Origin of the sequence: Paenibacillus sp. FSL H3-0286 (assembly GCF_045040705.1) — a bacterium.
Lineage (GTDB): Bacteria > Bacillota > Bacilli > Paenibacillales > Paenibacillaceae > Paenibacillus_AQ > Paenibacillus_AQ odorifer.
In genome coordinates this window covers 5,152,698-5,170,691 of sequence record NZ_CP150285.1, presented here as the reverse complement: position 1 = coordinate 5,170,691, position 17,994 = coordinate 5,152,698, and the positions used below count along the sequence as shown (strand labels likewise).

Genomic DNA, 17,994 nt, shown 5'->3' with positions numbered 1-17,994 from the left:
GATGGATAAGATAATACATAGGTAGGTTTGTATTGTAAATGTAAATATAGCGTAAATCCTTCTATACTTAGATTATTAAAAAAGCGTTTACAAGAATATCTTAAGGAGGGCGTTTATGAAAAAGACTATGAGTACATTATTAGCAGTAATGCTGCTAGGTGTGGGGTTGCTCGGCTGTGGGAACAGCAATAATAAACCTGCTGCCTCGAATGAATCTGATTCAACGAAAGCTGCGGGCACCGCGCAAGCTACAAGTACAACGAACGCCGGGAAGACTAAAGAAGAACCTGCTAAAGATTTTGATAACAAGGAACTTAGCATTGCTGTATTCCAAGGGGGATATGGTGCGGATTATTGGAATGAAATTGTCAGCAAATTCGAAAGTGCTTATCCAGGTGTGAAAGTGAACATGACGATTAATCCTAAAGTTGGTGAAGTAATCCGGCCGCAGATTGTTGCGGGTAATCCTCCCGACTTCCTATCCGTTACAGATACAGAGCAAAGTGGCATCGTGCTTTCACTGATTAAAGAAAAAGGACTGCTAGATATCAGCGATGTATTTGAAAGCAAAGCGCTTGATAAAGAGGAGACGCTTAAGGATATGATTCTACCGGGGATGCTGGACAGTACAAGATTTCAGCCCTATCAAGATGGAAAGACGTACCTCGCACCTTTTAATGCTGGACCGATGGGCTTGATTTACAATAAAACACTGTTCACAGAAAAAGGCTGGAGGGTTCCTGAGACTTGGGAGGAGTTCTTTGCTTTAGGGGATGAGCTGAACAAAGAGGAGAACTATCTGGTTAATGCAGATGGAACCAAAACGAAGCGGGCTTTATTCACTTACCAAGGCATCTATCCGGATTATTTGGAGGAAATTCTCTACCCGGCCATTGCGAGTGCGGGGGGAAAAGAAACGCTGGATAAAGTCTTTGCTTATGAGGAAGGTTCATTTAAGAACGACACGATCAAAAAAGTACTGGATATTTTCTATAAAATCTCTAAAGACGGTTATCTGATGGACGGCACGGTTGCCTTGAACCATACACAGTCGCAGACCGATATGATGATGGGTAAAGCTTTGTTTATCGTAAACGGCAACTGGATGGAAAATGAAATGAAGGATTCACCTAGAGAAAATGGGTTTGAATTTGGGATGACAACTGTACCTGTGTTCAATAAAGGCGATCAGAAGTATGTGCTTTCCAGCTACGAGCAATTCTCCATCCCTGCTAAGGCCAAGAATCCTGAGCTCGCTAAGGAATTCTTGAAGTTCCTGTATACCGATGAGTCTGTGAAACTATTCGCGGAAAAAGCGAATGGGGCGTATGCTCTTAACGATGCGAAGGAGCTGTCTAAGCCATTTTTGACTAAAGGTGTCTATGACATGTTCGAGGCTTATAATGGTTCCATTTCTATTTTACAGGGCTGGCAATCATTACCGAAGGGTTCCAAGGTTAGTGTAGTCACTGAAATGTTCAAGAATACGGTCACACCAGTGATGACAGGCCAAATGACCACAGATCAATGGATGGATAATGTGGAAAAAGCTTTTGCACAGATTCGTAAAGAGAAAGCGGCTAGTAAATAATCTATAGTATCTCATGCAAATGCATCCTGTTAAGAATGGATAAGGTTATCTATGAACGGGATGCATTTTGTATGAAGAGGAGTGAGAAAGATGTCTGAAATGCAGCTGGCAGAAGTAGCTCCTAGACAGAGGAAATCAAAGATTAGGACAGCGAAAACCAGAAATCCTAAGCTATTCATAGCGGTATGCACGATTCCAACGCTCCTGTTAACCCTCGTATTTATGATTATTCCAACCTTTCGGGCATTTTTTATGTCTTTTACGGATGCTACTGGGATGAGTGATGAGAACAAGTTTATCTTTTTGGATAACTATAAATATATGTTTCAAGATGAGATGTTCCTCAAAGCTCTGAGTAATACATTTAAACTGATGCTGGTCGTGCCAGTGATTACGTTGATTTTTGGGCTGGTGCTCGCTTTTCTATTAACGCAGACGAAGCTGAAGGAAAGAGGATTTTACCGAACCGTATTTTTCTTTCCTAGTATCATCTCTTTGACGGTAGTCGGAATTATCTGGTCCTTTGTGTTTCATCCCAATATGGGCATTTTGAATAATATTCTGGGGAGCATCGGATTAGATCAACTGAGCAGACCCTGGCTTGGAGATAGCCGAACAGCATTGTGGTGTGTAGCCGTTACACTGATCTGGCAAGCGGTTGGTTATTATATGGTCATGTATATCGCTGCGATTGATGGGATTTCTGCGGATGTGTTTGAATCGGCGACTATTGATGGTGCGGGATATTTCCGGAAGCTTACCAGTATTACGATCCCTCTGCTAAAAGATATTATTGGCATTACGTTTGTGTTGTCTCTGGCAGGTACGATCAATTTAAGTTTTATAGTTGTAACTGTAATGACTGGCGGTGGTCCGGCAGGTGGAACTACTGTTTTACTCCACTACATGTACACGCAGGCCTTCCAGAATGCGAACTTTGGTTATGCCATGGCTATAGCTATATTTACGCTGGTGTTCGCCTTTGTGCTTTCTTTTCTGTCCAGACTACTTACAAATCGAGCAGAAGGGTAGGGGAGAAGGATGACGAGCAATCAACAGAGTCTTCTAAAAATGAATATTGCCCACTGGATTACGCGGCTGTTTCTGATTGTAGCCACCATTGTTTTGTTATATCCGTTTGTATGGAATCTCTTAGCTTCATTTAAAAGCAATACGGAATTTCTGACCGACCCCTTCTCCTTTCCACAAGCCTTACACTTTGATAACTATGTACGTGCTTTTCAGAAATCCAAGATGGGGAGTTATTTCCTGAACTCTATCTTTCTTGTGGTGTTATCCACGGCGATTCTAGTTATTTTTGTGGTTCCTATGGCTTACGTCTTAACGAGATTTAAGTTTTGGGGCTCCAAACTAATCCTTAACCTTTATATGGCCTGTATCTTTCTGCAAGCCTCCTACATTATGGTTCCTTTATTTCTGCAGGTGAATTCGTTCGGGATGTTAGACAATCGCGGGATGCTCAGTTTAATCTATGCTGTTCTGCAGTTTCCCTTTGCCATCTTTGTATTAAGTGGATTTCTGAGGTCCGTCCCTAGAGATTATGAAGAGGCCGCTAAGATTGACGGTTGTGGCAACACAGGAGTGCTCGTCAGAATTGTTGCGCCGCTTGCTAAACCGGGCATTGTGACGGTCTGTATGCTGGCAGCGATGGGCTTTTGGAATGAGTATCCGCTGGCATTGGTCTTAATTCAAAGTGATAGCAAAAAAACATTGCCAGTAGGTTTAGCCAATCTTTTTGAGGTTCAACGTTATGCTACTGATTGGAGTGCACTTTTTGCCGCGCTGATCCTAGTGCTGATTCCAACGATTCTTTTATATGTGATTGGACAAAAGCAATTGCTCCAAGGAATAAGCGCAGGCGGAATTAAGGGCTGAACAACAAAGACATGGAGGGAAGTTACGTGGACAAAGGAAGATTTACACTGCCTGGTGAAACAGGGATGGAAGAGGTCATAGCCGATCTCGTCGAAAAATGGGGTGTAGATGCCGTACGTGACAGTGATGGCACGAATCTATCGCAGGACATTCTCGATATGGGTCTGCAAATTTATTCAACGCTTTGTCTTGTCCGTGAGGACAATGAGTGGGCGAAGCAGCATCCGCAATATAGACAGCAGATTTATCTGATGTCTGCTCCAGTAATAGTAACTTCAAAGGTGAAGACCATCGATATTATGGCTGATTATTTTGCCGAGCAATTTATTCCTAACACAGATGTGGATATAAAAAAATATTGGCAGGTTGTAAACCGGACTACAGGAGAAGTATTACCTTCTGAATGTTGGAGTTACGCAGAGGGAATTGTCACACTTGAACAGGCGGTACAATTTCACAAGTATACGGTCAGTTTCTTGGCCTACCAGAAATGGGAGCCGGTCTCCATGTACAACCACATCACGAATGATTGGGATGAGGAGCATCGTTTACCGTTGGATATTCGTTATGCCGAGGCTCAAGAGCATGTTTTGAAGGTGCTGGAGGATTGGCTGAAGAAACATCCCAAGACTGATATCGTACGTTTTACGACCTTCTTTTATAATTTTGATTTGATTTTTAACAAGGAAGGTAAGGAGAAACAGGTGAATTGGTTTGGCTATCTGAGTTGTGTAAGTCCACTTGCGTTAGAGCAATTCGAACAAGCTTATGGGTACCGATTGACTGCAGAAGATTTTGTGGATGAGGGGCGATATAACACACCATTTAAGAACCCGACCCAAAGATATATGGACTGGATGGACTTCAATCAGAAATTCATCGCAGGTTATGCTAAACAATGTGTAGAAATGGTGCATGATTTCGGGAAGAAAGCGATTATGTTTTTTGGGGATCACTGGGCTGGTACAGAGCCTTATGGAAAATATTTTCCGGAGATCGGGCTCGACGCAGTGGTAGGGGCAGCAGGAGATGGCGTTACAACCCGTATGATTGCGGATATACCTATTAAGGATACCGAGGCACGTTTCTATCCTTATTTCTTTCCTGATGTCTTTTTTGAAGGGGGAGACCCTGTCGGAGAGTCCATGCCGATCTGGATCAAATGCCGGCGTGCGCTCATGCGCAAACCAGTTGGCAGGATGGGGTATGGCGGATATTTAAGTCTAGCGCATCAATTTCCGGATTTTATAGATCATGTGACAGAGATTGCGACGCAGTTCAAAGGGATTCATGCCAATGCAGAAGGGACACAGCCTTTTAAAGCTCCTTTTAAAGTGGCGGTTCTGAATACTTGGGGCTCCCTTCGAAGCTGGCAGACACATCAAGTGGCTCATTCATTATGGAATCAAAGATGTTACTCCTACATAGGGGCATTAGAGTCATTGGCGGGCTTGCCGTTCGACATTGAGTTTATAAGCTTTGATGACATCAGGTTAAGTGGGATTGATCCTAGTATCGGTGTGATTATTAACGCGGGTGATGTACACACCTCTTGGAGCGGTGGAGATCAATGGAGCGATCCGCAAGTTGTGGCAACACTTCGTGAGTGGGTGGAGCAAGGGGGCGGTTTTATTGGGATTGGTGATCCATCAGCTTATGAACATCAAGGGGTTCTTTTTCAACTAGCGGATATTCTAGGTGTTCAGAAGGAAATTGGATTTACAGCAAGCATCAATAAGCCCAAGGTAACGCCTGTGCAGGGTCATTTCATAACGGAAGATCTGGAAGGTGAGATTAATTATGGTGAAGGGATGACCATGATTTATCAAGCGGAGGCCGGAGCAGAAATATTGGACGTGCACCAAGGCAGCTGCAATCTTGCCGTGAACACATTTGGTCAGGGGCGGGGCGTTTATATCGCGGGGCTTCCCTATAGTATTCAGAATACCAGACTACTCAGCCGAGCGATCTTTTGGGCCGCACATCAAGAGGAGCAATTGTATTCATGGTTCTCAGTGAATCCGAATGTTGAATGTCACGCGTATCCTGAGACGGGTCGATATTGTGCCGTAAATAACACTTCCGAGATCCAAAAGACGACGATCCTGATGGATAACGCCGTGATCCAAGAAATAGAGTTGGGTGGGATGGAAAGTGTGTGGTTTCAATTTAAGATCACACATTAAGAGTCAGCCGTAACTACGGCGAATAATTAGACTTCCGGCTGCTGTTATCTCCAACTTTCCTGAATTGTACTGCTTCGATAGAGTGATTGGGGAATTTCTCCCTGAAATTCCGGGATAACTGGTCATCAGACTAATAATCAGGGAAAACCTCCCCAAAGTTTAGCTGATTCGTTAGCAATTATAGTTATTCCTCTTATTATTAGGGAGGAATTCCCTGATTTCGTTCATTTAGAGCGAATATTGGCTGTTTTCAGGGAGTTTTTCCCTAATTAGTTTTAGAGCCGTCCCCGCATACTGCATTAACGCAGAAAACACGAACGTTCGCCGCCCCGCATATTGCACATCTCACCGTACAATGTATATTGTTTATCGGCCCCCACAGGTATCACACAAAGCAGATGACCCATCACCCTCAATGTTTTTGGGAGTTTTTCTTACTTGGATTGAGATATCTTGAGTTTTCCGTTTCTAGAGTATCCGGGACATTTTGCGATAAGCCCGCGGAGAAATTCCCTCATTCGCAGTAAATACCCTGCTGAAATAATGGATATCAGGATAACCAACCTTATCCCCGACCTGTTCAATCGGCCAATCCGTTTCACGCAGCAGCTTGCGTGCTTCTCGATGCCGGATGGAACGGAGATATTCACCAGGAGGCATGCCAGCTACCTCACGAAATAACTTAGAGAAATGGTCTTCATGCATATTCATGGCACCAGCCATGGATTTATTGCTCCAGCGGTCTGCTAGCTTTGAATCCATCTCATCGATTAAAGCTCTGATCCGCCCGGTATGAACGGAAGATTTAGCTGCATTCCGGGAGCTTTGTGTTCGGAGCAGCGAGGTTAGAACGCCGAGCAGTAACCCCCGACAGACCCATTCATAACCGGCAGGCCGCATCGTAAATTCATGCACGAGCTGTTCCATCGCATGGATACATTCGGGTGGCGGGGTATAAATGGGCTCCTGTGACAATGGCATGAAAGGAGCGGTCACAGCTTCCAAGGCAAACTTCTCGTCCATAACCTCCTCCTCATTGACCAGCATGTCTTCATCGCTTGTGATAATCGATTCCCCAAAAAAATCAAAATGGATCCCAATGAGTTTGGTTTCCGAATCTGAGACAATCGCATTCTGATGATATACCCCGGAAGAAAGAAATATCAGTTGTCCTGAGTTCAGGATATATTCCTCCGTATCCATCTTTGTTGATAATTTCCCCTGGCGAACGTATAGCAGCTCGAAATCATACAATCTTCTTCTTGGAAAGAGGCAAGGTGAGAGGGTTTGGAATTGTGCGTAGTGAATGCCAGGTGACCACTCCCGGGAGGGGACCTGTTTTCTCAGGGGATAACGGGGTTCTTTTTCAGCCACGAATAAACCTCCCATACAGTATAAAATGAATTTTTAAATAGACCGGAATCGTGCAACAAATCTCTTGTTCACCTAAATAAATTCAACTTACAATCTATTATAATATAAATAAATCAAGGATATAAGCGCATTTAGGGTAGAATCTTAAAAAACGGAAAATAACAAATTTGAGGAGGATTCGGATGAAAAAGGGAATAAACATTTGGTCGTTTCGCGAAGGTACGGAGATCGAAGAATGTGCACGTCTGGCTAAAGCGGCAGGTTTCGACGGAATTGAGTTATCTTTGAATGAATCGGGTGAACTTGGCCTGCAAACCACTGAGAAAGAAGCTATTAAGATCAAAAATTCCATTCAGGAGATGGGATTAGAAATTGCAGGACTGGCGACAGGACTATATTGGTCATATGCCATGACAAGTGAATCCGCGGCGAACCGGACGAAGGCTATCGATGTATGTAAAAAACAATTGGAGCTGGCAGCAACACTTGGCGTAGATACGATTCTTGTCATTCCTGGTGCGGTTGGTGTGGATTTTATTGAGGGCTGTGAAATAGTCGATTATGAAAAAGCTTATGATCGAGCCTTGAAGGCGATCAGTGATCTGGTTCAGGATGCAAAAATGGCGGGTGTTTCTATTGGGATTGAAAATGTGTGGAATAAATTCCTGTTGTCTCCGCTCGAATTACGTTCTTTTATAGATGCTGTAGGCTCCAATTATGTAGGTTCCTATCTGGATGTAGGGAATATCGTTCATTCTGGTTATCCAGAGCAGTGGATACGGATTCTAGGCCATAGAATCAAGAAGGTGCATTTCAAAGATTACCGCCGGGCAGCCGGAGGACTTCATGGATTTGTTGATCTACTTGCTGGGGATGTGGATTATCCTGCTGTTATGGAAGCACTGCAAGAGATCGGCTACAGCAATTATGTTACTGGAGAAATGATACCGCCATATACGCATTATTCGGAGCAAATCATTTTTAATACTTCTGCAGCGATGGATGCTATTTTAGGACGCACTAGTTACTAAGTTTAAGAGAGGTGAAGGCTGTGCTCAGAGTGGGGCTGGTGGGTTTTGGATTTATGGGCCGAATGAACTTTGATCAGTATGTTCAATTGCAGGAAGACGGCCATCCGATTTCTCTGGTTGCCATTTGTGACCCGCAGATTAAAGTCCTTAAACATACTAAATCCGCGGGGAATATGAACACAGCCCACGAGGTATATGATTTATCCCCTTACAACCTTTATGAGAATTTGGAGCATATGCTCGAAAAAGAAGAACTAGATGCTATTAGCCTTGCAGTACCTACGTACTTGCATGCTGAAATGGCTTGTTCGCTGCTGGAACGAGGGTATCATGTGTTCTGTGAAAAGCCGATGGCGAGACATTCCGCAGAAGCTTGGAAGATGGTAGCGGCGGCGCAAAGCAGCGGAAAAAAATTGCTGATTGGTCATTGTCTTCGCTTCTGGCCGGGATATGAATATTTGAAGGGGCTTATAGCTAGCGGTGAGTTCGGTGAAGTGACAGAGGCTTATTTTTACCGGGGTTCCGGTGCTCCTAAAGGGTGGTTGGTCAATGATGAGCTAAGTGGCGGCTGTATGCTGGATATGCATGTACACGATACGGACATCATCCATCACTTGTTTGGGAAACCGGATAAAGTATCAACGCTTGGGCGGAAGGTTTTACCGGGAAGTGGCTATGATATCGTCTCCACTCATTATTTTTATCAGGATGGAAAAGTGGTCAATGCCCAAGCGGACTGGACACTGGAAGGCGACTTTGGTTTTTACATGGGCTATCGGATTAATTTTGAACGGGGAAATGTAGTCTTCGATGGCGCGAAAGTTAAGGTGAATCCTAATCGTCAACTGGGGTTCATTGCGAAGCTTTCTTCGCATACCGGATATTACAGAGAGTTGGTATATTTCTTGAAAATCATCCAGAACGATGAGCCAGTGACCCTATGTATGCCCGAAAGTGCTGCCCAGTCCATAGAAATCATTGAGGCTGAAATCCAATCGGCTGATCAGGAAGGGGCCTGGATACGGATACGTTAAGTACCATACTTTTAGTAAAGGAGACTTCACGATGTTGAAAATAGGCTTGATCGGCTTTGGATTTATGGGCCGGATGCATTTTGATAATTATGTGCGCTTAACGAAAGAGGGGCAGCCCATTGCCCTTAAAGCCATCTGTGATTTGCGAATTGAGGAATTAAAGGATGGAAAAGCAGCCGGGAATATGAGCACTGCCCAGGAAGTCTATGATTTGTCAGCTTACAATCTATACGATGATCTGGAGAAAATGATAGCCAGTGAGGAACTGGATATGATCGACATTGCGGTTCCTACTTATCTGCATGCGGAAATGACTTGTTCGCTGCTGGAGCGTGGATATCATGTTTTTTGTGAGAAACCGATGGCCAGAACTTCCGTACAAGCGCTGGAAATGGTGGAAACGGCAGCCCGCTGTGGGAAAAAACTGATGATCGGACATTGTCTCCGTTTTTGGCCGGGGTATGAATATTTAAAAGAAGTGATAGAGAGCGGGCAGTTCGGTCAGGTCACGGAAGGGTATTTTTACAGGGGATCTGGTGCTCCTAAGGATTGGTTTCTTGATGAGACACTAAGCGGTGGAGGCATTATGGATATGCATATTCACGATACGGATATGATTAACTATCTGTTCGGCAGACCGGATAAAGTATCATCCTTAGGACGTAATGTCCTTCCGGGTAGCGGATATGATATCGCATCGACTCACTATTTTTATAAGGATGCAAAAGTAATTAATGCTCAGGTGGATTGGACGCTGGAAGGTGATTTTGGTTTTTACATGGGGTACCGGGTTAATTTTGAACGTGGAAATATAGTGTTTGATGGCAGCGAGGTCAAGGTCAATCCGAATGACGGGGCAGGCTATTTAGCGGAACTTTCACCGGATGTTGGCTACTATAGAGAGCTTGTATATTTTCTGGATGTTATTATCCAGGATAAGCCTATCATTATTTGTACGCCAGAGAGTACAGCGGAGTCTTTAAGAATCGTGGAAGCAGAAATGAAGTCAGCGGATGCTGAAGGCGAATGGATTGTGCTAGATTAGTTGTGTGTAGAGTGAATAAGGACGTGAGCTGGAAGAGGATCATTCACAATGACCTTTTCCAGTTCACGTCCTTTTGTCATCGCTGAAATTTGGTGTTGTCTCTTGCATAATGGGATACTGATCCGTCATATCTTCTCAGCCGTACTTGTTCGTCAGAGAACAGTTCAACAATTCCTGAAGCAACCTCTGAATACATTCCATCAGGATCAAGCTGTAGCGCAGAAATATAGGTTTGGGATAAGGCAGCTATAAAAAAATCAATATTTTTCACTAATGTTTGTGGCATGTTATTCCCTCCGGTGACATCTTGTACATGATGATATATTAAACCATAGGAGTTATTTTACCATGATTTATCGTTGAGTTTTAGGAAGAATTCTTTGGTAAAAGTCGAAAATATGAGAAATTTGGTTGAAATTGTATTTAAGATCGTCTTTAATGAAACGAAGAGGGTAATTTTACCACTCTAAATAAATTAAGGGGATTACATAATGAAAGACTATGAAGTGCTGGAAATTAACAAAAAGAGTTTTTTTAAAACAACTATCTATTTTATGATCATTCCTACACTGCTATTGTTTATAGTAGGTTTAGGGATGGTGGTGGTCGGGCTTATCATTAAAGAGACGTTTATCGTTGTTATGGGTATCCCTTATTTGATTATGCCGGTTATTTTGATACTCATTTATGGATTGGTGGGTATGCTGGTAGCGCTGGTATATAACAAGCTGGCGAAGAGATTCGGAGGACTAGAACTGAAAATAGTGGAGAAAACCCCTCCGGTTGAAGCAAACTATTTACCATAACCCAAAGTTATTAAAGGGCAGGTATTGCGATGATTTCGCTACCTGTCCTTTTTTATTTTTTATTTGAAAAGAAACCGGGGAATGGATATGATTTGGATAATGAAAGGATGATTGCCAGATGACAGAACCGACACAAAGAGCCAAGGAGCTGTACATTCAGTTTTTGGGTCATTTTTTAAATATGCATAAAGCAGGAGTACTTAAGGAGTACAAGAGTTTTGAAATTCCAAGAGAAGTGGAGCTGGAATGGCTGCAGGAATGGGCTACGGAGCACGTCAAGCAGTTGTCGATACGGGACTGGGATGCGATTACGATACTGGAATCCATCTCGCGGAATTATCAGGATAGCTGGATTGTGGAAAAAGTGGCTTCTTTTGCTTCGCGGAATATTATGAGCGCTGATAGTTTGGTTAGACTGATTTATGCGGAAAAAATGCTTGAAATCATTCGTTCTCATAACCAAGTGATCACAAAAGAACTGTTATTTCAAGGCTGTAAGGTTGCTGTGCAAATTCTCGAGGATGTAATCTCACAGCCGCTGGTCATTGATCCTGGACACGAACTTAAAGAACATAACCTTAAAGATAAGCGCGCGTTAAACAGTCGAGCCCGACAAGGGATTGAAGAGGTAAAGGTACTTATTAATTCTTAGCTGCCAAAGTTGACATACTGTTGTCAAATTGGGTGTGCTACGATTTCATGACAGAATCAAGTCTGCTGATCTAAAGAAGAAAATGAGGGATTATCGAATGGCTGAACCTTTAAAAGCAATGTACAATGAACAATTTCTGCGTGAGTTCGGCGAAAAGATTCGTGGCGTACATAATGTCTTCGAGACTGAGGCATTTGTAAGCTCAGCCATGACTGAACCGTGGGAAACGCTTGAGCTGAAGGCAAGAATGCGGCGGATCACCGAGACGTTGGGCAGCCACTTAAAGCTTCCTTATGAGGAAGCGCTGGCTATCCTATTCGCCATTGCTGACGATTGCGTGGGATTTCCTTATTTGATTTTTCCGGATTTTGTTGAGGTATATGGTCAGGGAGACGATCATTGGGAATTGTCTATGCAGGCGCTGGAAAGATTCACAGCGAAATCATCGGCTGAATTTGCAGTTAGGCCGTTTCTCTTACGGGAACCAGAGCGGATGATGGCTCAAATGCTGGTATGGGCGGAGCACCCTGATGAGCATGTACGTAGGCTGGCTAGTGAGGGCTGTCGGCCTCGTCTGCCTTGGGGACAGGCGCTTCCCATGTTCAAGCTTGACCCAGCTCCGGTATTACCTGTACTTGAGCAGCTTAAGGCGGATACATCCCTGTATGTACGTAAAAGTGTCGCTAATCATTTGAATGATATTGCAAAGGATCATCCGGAAGTGGTGCTCGATACCGCTCGGCGCTGGAAGGGAACACATCCCGATACAGACTGGATTGTGCGGCACGGCTGCCGTTCTTTGATTCGTAAAGCTGAGCCAGAGATTATGGCTTTATTCGGATACGCAGAGCAGACAGACGAAGCTGCTCCACTTATAATGAGTGCCTTCATTCTATTGGAACCTTCAATCCTGACCATTGGCGAAAGCTCCGAATTACAGTATAAGCTTCAAGTTCGTGAGGGAGCTCCAGCACGGATTCGGATTGAATACGGAATCTATTTCGTGAAAGCGGCAGGTCGAACCTCCCGTAAATCTTTTTTGTTATCGGATAAGACCGTACCTGGAGGTACAATTCTGTCAGGTAAACGGACACATCGTTGGGCTGATTTAACAACTCGGCGTCATTATCCAGGAGAGCACCGGATTGTGCTGCTGGTAAATGGGCGAGAAGTGGCGGAAGTGGCGTTAGAACTTAAAGGGGGTGCTAATATATGAAAAAAGAAGTTTTGATGTTTCTCTCCAATGGCTACGCTGATTGGGAAAGCGGATATATTAGTGCCGAACTAAATAAGCAGGAAAGTGAATATAAAGTAAGAACAGTTGCTCTAACTAGCGACAATGTCAAATCTATGGGTGGATTTACTGTTGTACCTGACTATACTTTAGACAGTTTACCTGCTCAGTATGAAATGTTGATTTTAATCGGGGGCACAGGCTGGAAAGATAATTCAGCTATTACTCCAGTGATTGAAAAATGTCTGCAGGAGAGTGTGCCTATAGCCGCTATATGTGACGCTACAACTTTTTTGGCTGAACATGGCTATTTAGACAACATACCGCATACCGGAAATTCATTGGATTATTTAAAACAAAATGCTCCTAATTATAAAGGAGAAGCAAATTATATAGAAAAACAGGCAGTTTCGAGTGAATATATTATTACAGCTAATGGCACAGCTTCTTTAGAATTTGCAAGGGAAGTTATGAAGAAGTTAGAGGGTTTCCCAATCGAAACCGTCGAGGGATGGTACAACTTTTTCAAAGATGGTTTTTATCAAGAATAAGGGTGTATATAAAAAAAGGTGGTCTCAGTCTTAACGACTTGAGATCACCTTTTTGGGGTTGAAGCTTATTTTTTCACTTCTGTAACACCAGTTACTTTTCCTTGATCGGATGAATTAAAGGTGGATTTATATTGATCGTTTGCGAAGTAGACATTGCCTTCAACGGTTGCGTTCACCAGGGTAAATCCATCCGCTTCTACGTATACATCTCCAATAAAAGTGCCGCCTTGGATGCGGGCGTTTTTACTCTTGATGGTCAATTTTGGAGCAGTCAGTTTAAAGGAGTTGGTGATGTTGTGATCCGCATCTTGTGTGTATAGAGCAATTTTTCTGGCGGGTTCCTCTTTATTCATGAATTCTCCATCCACCACGAGATCTTCGGTGAAGGTTAAGTCTTTAAGTGTAGCAGCAATCCAGGTTCCTTCTGGACTGATGGCGCGTTTGAAGGCTTCTTCATTATCTACTACGGAAGCTGAGGTTACAGCATCTGTGGTGTTATTTTGATTATTAGCCGTGCCTGTATTATTAGTGGTTCCCGCATTATTCGTGTTCTCAGGAGTGCTTGTTGCAGTAGCATTATTGGCATTGTTTGTTGCATTTCCACATCCGACCATTAACACAAAAGCAAATACCGCAGCAACACTTGCTATCTTTCTCATCTGTATAACCTCCCTAAGTAATTGTACTGATATCCTTCGAGCTTACTATAGAGTGATTAGTTAGTAATTTACCAATCAATCTACAAATGGTAATATAGGCCTGGACATCTCTGGCGTATAGTATGACCTGAAAAATGTGATTTATCCGATGAATTCACGAGCAATATGGATTACAATAAGTACAGGCAGTAGAAAAGGAGCATTATCCATGGCCAAACAGAAATATTATGTAGTCTGGGAAGGTAAACAACCGGGAGTCTATAGCACTTGGGCAGAATGCCAGGCACAGACAGATCATTATACCGGTGCAAAATATAAATCCTATGAATCTAAAGCAGCAGCTGATGCGGCATATAAAGCGGGCTGGAAGGGGAATTGGGGAACAGGGGCAGCTGGAGCAGCAAAGTCTAAGGGGACTAGTTCTTTTAAACGCAGTGCTACAGTAGAGACCTCTGAGGAGATTGATTACAACAGTATTTCAGTAGATGTGGGGACTCGTGGTAATCCGGGGCCTGTTGAATATAAGGGTGTAGATACACAAACGGGAGATATCATTTTCTCCTGTGGTCCGATCAAAAAGGGCACTAATAATTTAGGCGAATTTTTAGCGATTGTTCATGCCTTGGCGTTGTTGAAGAAAGAGGGAAGCGATAAAACGGTCTACAGTGATTCAGTAAATGCAATGAAGTGGGTGAAGCAGAAGAAGGTGGCAACAACCTTGCCGCGCGATTCTTCAACAGAGGAAATTTGGGTGCTTATTGATCGGGCAGAGCGTTGGTTGCAAACCAATACATATGACAATAAGGTGCTCAAGTGGCAGACCAAAGAGTGGGGCGAGATCAAAGCGGATTATGGTCGGAAATAAAAAAGCTATATCGCTATGGTTTCGGTTAAAGGAGGAGTTTGGGGATGTTTGGCAACGATTGGGATGAGGTATTGCAGGATGAAATGCAAAAGCCCTATTTTCTAAAATTAATGGACGCACTAACACAAGAATATAAGGAACATACCGTTTATCCGCCAAAAGAATTATTGTTCACAGCATTGAAATTAACGCCTTATAAGGAGACCCGTGTAGTTATTTTAGGTCAAGATCCTTATCATGGTCCCGGACAAGCGCACGGACTAAGCTTCTCTGTCAATCCGGGGGTACGTATCCCTCCGTCACTGCGCAATATTTATGCAGAGCTGAAAGAGGACGTCGGTGTGCCTGTTCCGAACCACGGCTCTTTACTGCACTTAGCAGAGCAGGGAGTGTTGTTGCTGAACACCGTGCTGACGGTACGTGAGGGTGAGGCTGGTTCGCATAAAGGTCTGGGCTGGGAGACATTCACAGACACTATTATGCAAAAGCTAAATGAAAGATCTACGCCCATGGTGTTTATATTATGGGGAAGTCATGCGCAGAAAAAAGGCGCCTTCATCGATCAAAGCCGGCATAAGGTGCTGCAATCGCCTCATCCAAGCCCACTTTCATCGCATCGTGGATTTTTTGGCAGTCGTCCGTTCTCAAAGGCCAACCAATTTTTAGAGTCGCAGGGGTTGGCAGGAATAGATTGGTTCATTCCGGACTTATAATTTATGGAGTGATGCGAAGGGGAGGTAGCTATGAAGCATTGGGTAGGTAAACCCGTTATAATGTACTGCGGGGAGAAACCTTATACCATTATGAAGGGAATCCTCCGCAAATGGGACCTTTCCGCATCGGTGGCGGTGATTGGCCATCAGGAAATTGCTGTGCCGTTTCGGGATATTGTTGTTATTAAGGCTCTGGCTCCAAAAGAAAGAGCGCTGCCTCCAGTTCTCCATTCCGTAGGTTATGTGATGAGGGATCGGCAGCAATTTGACAATGCAGTGTATTTTAAATCGGCGGTTAGCGTCTGGAAAGAAGATCAGCTTATTGCCTTTAATACGATTATTACCTCACATACGAAAGGTTCAGTTACTCTTCAGAACGGCCAAAACCTGATGAAGGGCAATCACATCTTTGTAGTTCGTTCTTTACGAGGATGATTTCAGGCACCTGTAAAGAATAAAAAAGGGTACGACTCCGAGTGATTGGAGACGTACCCTTTTTTATTTTATAGATAAGCTCCGCCCGTTCACGAAGTAGATTACAACCGTTATAGCTCCTCTTTTTTGATAGGCTCAGTTTCATCTATCCGGTCTGCAATAATAATCTCATACACGCGCAGGAAAACAATTTTTATAATCATATAAACAGGGAGCGCAATAAGAACTCCGATAATACCGTAGAAGTCTCCACCTATAAGGACAAGGATGACCGTAGTCAGTGGATGAACATCCAATGATTTTCCGTAAATAATCGGTGAGAGTACATTATCCTGGATCTGCTGGGCAATGAAGATTACAACCAGGGACCATATGGCCATCGTCGGTGATTCAATGAAACCCACTATAATTACCGGAATCGCTGCTAAGAATGATCCCACATATGGAATGAAGTTAAGGGGCACTGAAATTACGGCGAGCAACAGGGAGTAAGGCAGTCCGATGATAAGGAACCCTATATATAACATAATACCGAGTACGACATTTAGCACCACGCGTGTGACGATGAAGCTGCTTAAGGCGCTGTCGATATCTCCAAACATCTCTTGCCCTTCCTTACGATATTTTCTCGGAATTAAGCCTTGAAGTTTAGGCGATAGCTTATAGTCATCTTTTAGCATGTAGTACAGAATGATGGGCAAAGTTGCGATTAACACTACAATGCTGGATACAACGCCAATCAAATTGGACATGGAATTGGTAACCCAGGTAATAGTATCGCTAAGAAATTCTGATAAACGGGCTGCGACGTCGGAATCCCCTTTGAAAAAACGCGAAAGTGTCGGATTCTCCCTCAATGCATTGAACTGATCCTGCAAACCTTGCACGAGGTAAGGAGTGTTATCAATAAAGTTCTGAATTTGTTCTTGAAGTGTCGGCCAGACTAGAATCCAGAAGAGAACGAACAAGCCGGCAATCAGAAAATAAATGAGCAGGATGGAGAACGCCCGGTTTAATTTTCTTTTCTCAAGGATTCTTACTAACGGACGCAGCAGGTAGTACATGAACCCTGATAACATCATGGGAACAAGTAATAATTTGAAAATGGCACCCAGTGGGGCGAAGAGAAACATTACTTTGGAGCCTAAGTACAAAATCAGTAAAAAGGCGATAATAGCAAGGCTTGTCCGAAAATACTTCTGTTGTGGCAATAAAAACATCCCCCAAAATTCAAATTTATGTCTATGTAGTTTAATAACCCTAATTTACAAGTATTGATTCAAAAGCGGGCAATTCCTTTTAGGTAGTTCTTGGCATACCCATATAGAAGTTCTAGTTACAAAGGTTACGCCAAGTAAAAAGTTCGCAATTTAACAAGGGGATATAACTATTTCTCTGCTTTTTCACAGATTATCTTGACTTTCGTCTATGAGATTTTCTAGTGGATAAAGTGAAGATTTCAGGAACTACATCTTCGCCTCCGGTTTCTTTGGTAACTTGTCTTGCTTTAACAAGAGATAAAAAGGAAAAAATCTCACCTAAGGCTACAAGTCCAGCTGCGATGATCTCATAATCCTCAGCGCTAAGTTCTGCGGATTCCACTGGATTATTGTTATTGGTGGTCCCATTCTTATTAGCATTGCTGTTGCCTTTATTTCTCCCGCTGTTTCTTCCATTGGCCATTTCTGATCACCCGCTTTTCCCGGTATGTATTATTAATATGTTATAAATGCCGCATATGAGATAGGCAATTCGGATGTAATTTTGCACTGTCTCTTTTTAGCACTTTACACAGGATGAAAACGCTGTTAAAATCATAAACGAGCACAAACGATCAATAACGGTCATATATAATCGATTAACGGTCAATAAAATTCATAGATGAGCGCAAGGAATTGCACAGGTCGCGCTGTCACATAAAG

At 43.2% G+C, this 17,994-nt stretch carries 19 protein-coding genes; 14 read left to right on the top strand and 5 right to left on the bottom strand.

Annotated features, from left to right (window positions below; translation table 11 throughout):
- Positions 1–115 precede the first annotated feature (115 nt).
- From MHB37_RS23325 to gnpA, 4 genes are all read left to right on the top strand, one after another.
- Positions 116–1,591 (top strand): carbohydrate ABC transporter substrate-binding protein, encoded by a 1,476-nt coding sequence (locus MHB37_RS23325; protein WP_076130232.1) that lies wholly within the window; start codon positions 116–118, stop codon positions 1,589–1,591.
- A 90-nt stretch (positions 1,592–1,681) separates the two neighbouring features.
- Entirely contained in the window at positions 1,682–2,623 is a 942-nt protein-coding gene (locus MHB37_RS23320; protein WP_244886367.1) for a carbohydrate ABC transporter permease, read from the top strand.
- Between the two features lie 9 nt (positions 2,624–2,632).
- Positions 2,633–3,487, top strand: coding sequence for a carbohydrate ABC transporter permease (locus tag MHB37_RS23315; RefSeq protein WP_076279197.1), 855 nt, complete (start codon positions 2,633–2,635; stop codon positions 3,485–3,487).
- Between the two features lie 26 nt (positions 3,488–3,513).
- Positions 3,514–5,673 carry a 1,3-beta-galactosyl-N-acetylhexosamine phosphorylase gene (gene gnpA / locus MHB37_RS23310; RefSeq protein ID WP_405168579.1) on the top strand — a complete coding sequence of 720 codons (2,160 nt, stop codon included), beginning with the start codon at positions 3,514–3,516 and terminating at the stop codon, positions 5,671–5,673.
- Between the two features lie 468 nt (positions 5,674–6,141).
- On the opposite strand, the gene MHB37_RS23305 is transcribed toward gnpA, so the two are convergent.
- Positions 6,142–7,047, bottom strand: a complete 906-nt coding sequence (locus MHB37_RS23305) for an AraC family transcriptional regulator (protein WP_076281361.1) — start codon at positions 7,045–7,047, stop codon at positions 6,142–6,144.
- Positions 7,048–7,229: 182 nt separating this feature from the next.
- Between MHB37_RS23305 and MHB37_RS23300 the strand changes: the two genes are divergently transcribed.
- The 3 genes from MHB37_RS23300 to MHB37_RS23290 are packed head-to-tail and all read left to right on the top strand — an operon-like array spanning position 7,230 to position 10,157.
- On the top strand, positions 7,230–8,078 hold the full coding sequence (locus MHB37_RS23300) for a sugar phosphate isomerase/epimerase family protein (RefSeq protein ID WP_405168578.1): 849 nt from the start codon (positions 7,230–7,232) through the stop codon (positions 8,076–8,078).
- Between the two features lie 20 nt (positions 8,079–8,098).
- A complete protein-coding gene (locus MHB37_RS23295) occupies positions 8,099–9,112 on the top strand; it encodes a Gfo/Idh/MocA family protein (protein WP_405168577.1) in 1,014 nt (337 codons plus the stop codon).
- Between the two features lie 31 nt (positions 9,113–9,143).
- Positions 9,144–10,157: a Gfo/Idh/MocA family protein gene (locus MHB37_RS23290; RefSeq protein ID WP_076302700.1), complete on the top strand. Its 1,014-nt coding sequence runs from the start codon at positions 9,144–9,146 to the stop codon at positions 10,155–10,157.
- Between the two features lie 76 nt (positions 10,158–10,233).
- Here the strand turns inward: MHB37_RS23290 and MHB37_RS23285 are convergent, their stop codons facing one another.
- Complete coding sequence (locus MHB37_RS23285; RefSeq protein ID WP_036683023.1) at positions 10,234–10,443, bottom strand: hypothetical protein; 210 nt, start codon at positions 10,441–10,443, stop codon at positions 10,234–10,236.
- A 205-nt stretch (positions 10,444–10,648) separates the two neighbouring features.
- Between MHB37_RS23285 and MHB37_RS23280 the strand changes: the two genes are divergently transcribed.
- The 4 genes from MHB37_RS23280 (at position 10,649) to MHB37_RS23265 (ending at position 13,400) form a co-directional block, all read left to right on the top strand.
- Positions 10,649–10,963: a hypothetical protein gene (locus MHB37_RS23280; protein ID WP_076130239.1), complete on the top strand. Its 315-nt coding sequence runs from the start codon at positions 10,649–10,651 to the stop codon at positions 10,961–10,963.
- 118 nt (positions 10,964–11,081) lie between these two features.
- The gene (locus MHB37_RS23275) at positions 11,082–11,615 is read left to right on the top strand and encodes a hypothetical protein (protein ID WP_076217945.1); all 534 of its coding nucleotides are present in this window, start codon (positions 11,082–11,084) and stop codon (positions 11,613–11,615) included.
- Positions 11,616–11,712: 97 nt separating this feature from the next.
- The gene (locus MHB37_RS23270) at positions 11,713–12,831 is read left to right on the top strand and encodes a hypothetical protein (RefSeq protein WP_405168576.1); all 1,119 of its coding nucleotides are present in this window, start codon (positions 11,713–11,715) and stop codon (positions 12,829–12,831) included.
- Positions 12,828–13,400, top strand: coding sequence for a type 1 glutamine amidotransferase family protein (locus MHB37_RS23265; RefSeq protein WP_076184206.1), 573 nt, complete (start codon positions 12,828–12,830; stop codon positions 13,398–13,400). Before MHB37_RS23270 ends, MHB37_RS23265 begins: the two co-directional genes overlap by 4 nt.
- Before the next feature lie 65 nt (positions 13,401–13,465).
- Here the strand turns inward: MHB37_RS23265 and MHB37_RS23260 are convergent, their stop codons facing one another.
- Complete coding sequence (locus tag MHB37_RS23260) at positions 13,466–14,059, bottom strand: hypothetical protein (RefSeq protein WP_076130242.1); 594 nt, start codon at positions 14,057–14,059, stop codon at positions 13,466–13,468.
- 208 nt (positions 14,060–14,267) lie between these two features.
- On the opposite strand from MHB37_RS23260, the gene rnhA reads away from it, so the two are divergent.
- The 3 genes from rnhA to MHB37_RS23245 are packed head-to-tail and all read left to right on the top strand — an operon-like array spanning position 14,268 to position 16,072.
- Complete coding sequence (rnhA, locus tag MHB37_RS23255; protein ID WP_076184205.1) at positions 14,268–14,924, top strand: ribonuclease H; 657 nt, start codon at positions 14,268–14,270, stop codon at positions 14,922–14,924.
- A gap of 44 nt (positions 14,925–14,968) precedes the next feature.
- The gene (gene ung, locus MHB37_RS23250) at positions 14,969–15,637 is read left to right on the top strand and encodes a uracil-DNA glycosylase (RefSeq protein ID WP_341003422.1); all 669 of its coding nucleotides are present in this window, start codon (positions 14,969–14,971) and stop codon (positions 15,635–15,637) included.
- A 30-nt stretch (positions 15,638–15,667) separates the two neighbouring features.
- Entirely contained in the window at positions 15,668–16,072 is a 405-nt protein-coding gene (locus MHB37_RS23245) for a hypothetical protein (RefSeq protein WP_036683006.1), read from the top strand.
- A gap of 110 nt (positions 16,073–16,182) precedes the next feature.
- On the opposite strand, the gene MHB37_RS23240 is transcribed toward MHB37_RS23245, so the two are convergent.
- Positions 16,183–17,292: an AI-2E family transporter gene (locus tag MHB37_RS23240; protein WP_076130245.1), complete on the bottom strand. Its 1,110-nt coding sequence runs from the start codon at positions 17,290–17,292 to the stop codon at positions 16,183–16,185.
- Between the two features lie 190 nt (positions 17,293–17,482).
- On the bottom strand, positions 17,483–17,755 hold the full coding sequence (locus MHB37_RS23235; protein ID WP_076130246.1) for a hypothetical protein: 273 nt from the start codon (positions 17,753–17,755) through the stop codon (positions 17,483–17,485).
- Between the last annotated feature and the right edge of the window lie 239 nt (positions 17,756–17,994).

Bases quoted from the DNA above. Each gene is read 5' to 3' on its own strand.
- MHB37_RS23325 (WP_076130232.1), top strand. From the start codon at position 116: ATGAAAAAGACTATGAGTACATTATTAGCAGTAATGCTGCTAGGTGTG.
- MHB37_RS23320 (WP_244886367.1), top strand. From the start codon at position 1,682: ATGTCTGAAATGCAGCTGGCAGAAGTAGCTCCTAGACAGAGGAAATCA.
- MHB37_RS23315 (WP_076279197.1), top strand. From the start codon at position 2,633: ATGACGAGCAATCAACAGAGTCTTCTAAAAATGAATATTGCCCACTGG.
- MHB37_RS23300 (WP_405168578.1), top strand. From the start codon at position 7,230: ATGAAAAAGGGAATAAACATTTGGTCGTTTCGCGAAGGTACGGAGATC.
- MHB37_RS23290 (WP_076302700.1), top strand. From the start codon at position 9,144: ATGTTGAAAATAGGCTTGATCGGCTTTGGATTTATGGGCCGGATGCAT.
- MHB37_RS23285 (WP_036683023.1), bottom strand. From the start codon at position 10,443: ATGCCACAAACATTAGTGAAAAATATTGATTTTTTTATAGCTGCCTTA.
- MHB37_RS23280 (WP_076130239.1), top strand. From the start codon at position 10,649: ATGAAAGACTATGAAGTGCTGGAAATTAACAAAAAGAGTTTTTTTAAA.
- MHB37_RS23275 (WP_076217945.1), top strand. From the start codon at position 11,082: ATGACAGAACCGACACAAAGAGCCAAGGAGCTGTACATTCAGTTTTTG.
- MHB37_RS23270 (WP_405168576.1), top strand. From the start codon at position 11,713: ATGGCTGAACCTTTAAAAGCAATGTACAATGAACAATTTCTGCGTGAG.
- MHB37_RS23265 (WP_076184206.1), top strand. From the start codon at position 12,828: ATGAAAAAAGAAGTTTTGATGTTTCTCTCCAATGGCTACGCTGATTGG.
- MHB37_RS23260 (WP_076130242.1), bottom strand. From the start codon at position 14,059: ATGAGAAAGATAGCAAGTGTTGCTGCGGTATTTGCTTTTGTGTTAATG.
- rnhA (WP_076184205.1), top strand. From the start codon at position 14,268: ATGGCCAAACAGAAATATTATGTAGTCTGGGAAGGTAAACAACCGGGA.
- ung (WP_341003422.1), top strand. From the start codon at position 14,969: ATGTTTGGCAACGATTGGGATGAGGTATTGCAGGATGAAATGCAAAAG.
- MHB37_RS23245 (WP_036683006.1), top strand. From the start codon at position 15,668: ATGAAGCATTGGGTAGGTAAACCCGTTATAATGTACTGCGGGGAGAAA.
- MHB37_RS23240 (WP_076130245.1), bottom strand. From the start codon at position 17,292: ATGTTTTTATTGCCACAACAGAAGTATTTTCGGACAAGCCTTGCTATT.
- MHB37_RS23235 (WP_076130246.1), bottom strand. From the start codon at position 17,755: ATGGCCAATGGAAGAAACAGCGGGAGAAATAAAGGCAACAGCAATGCT.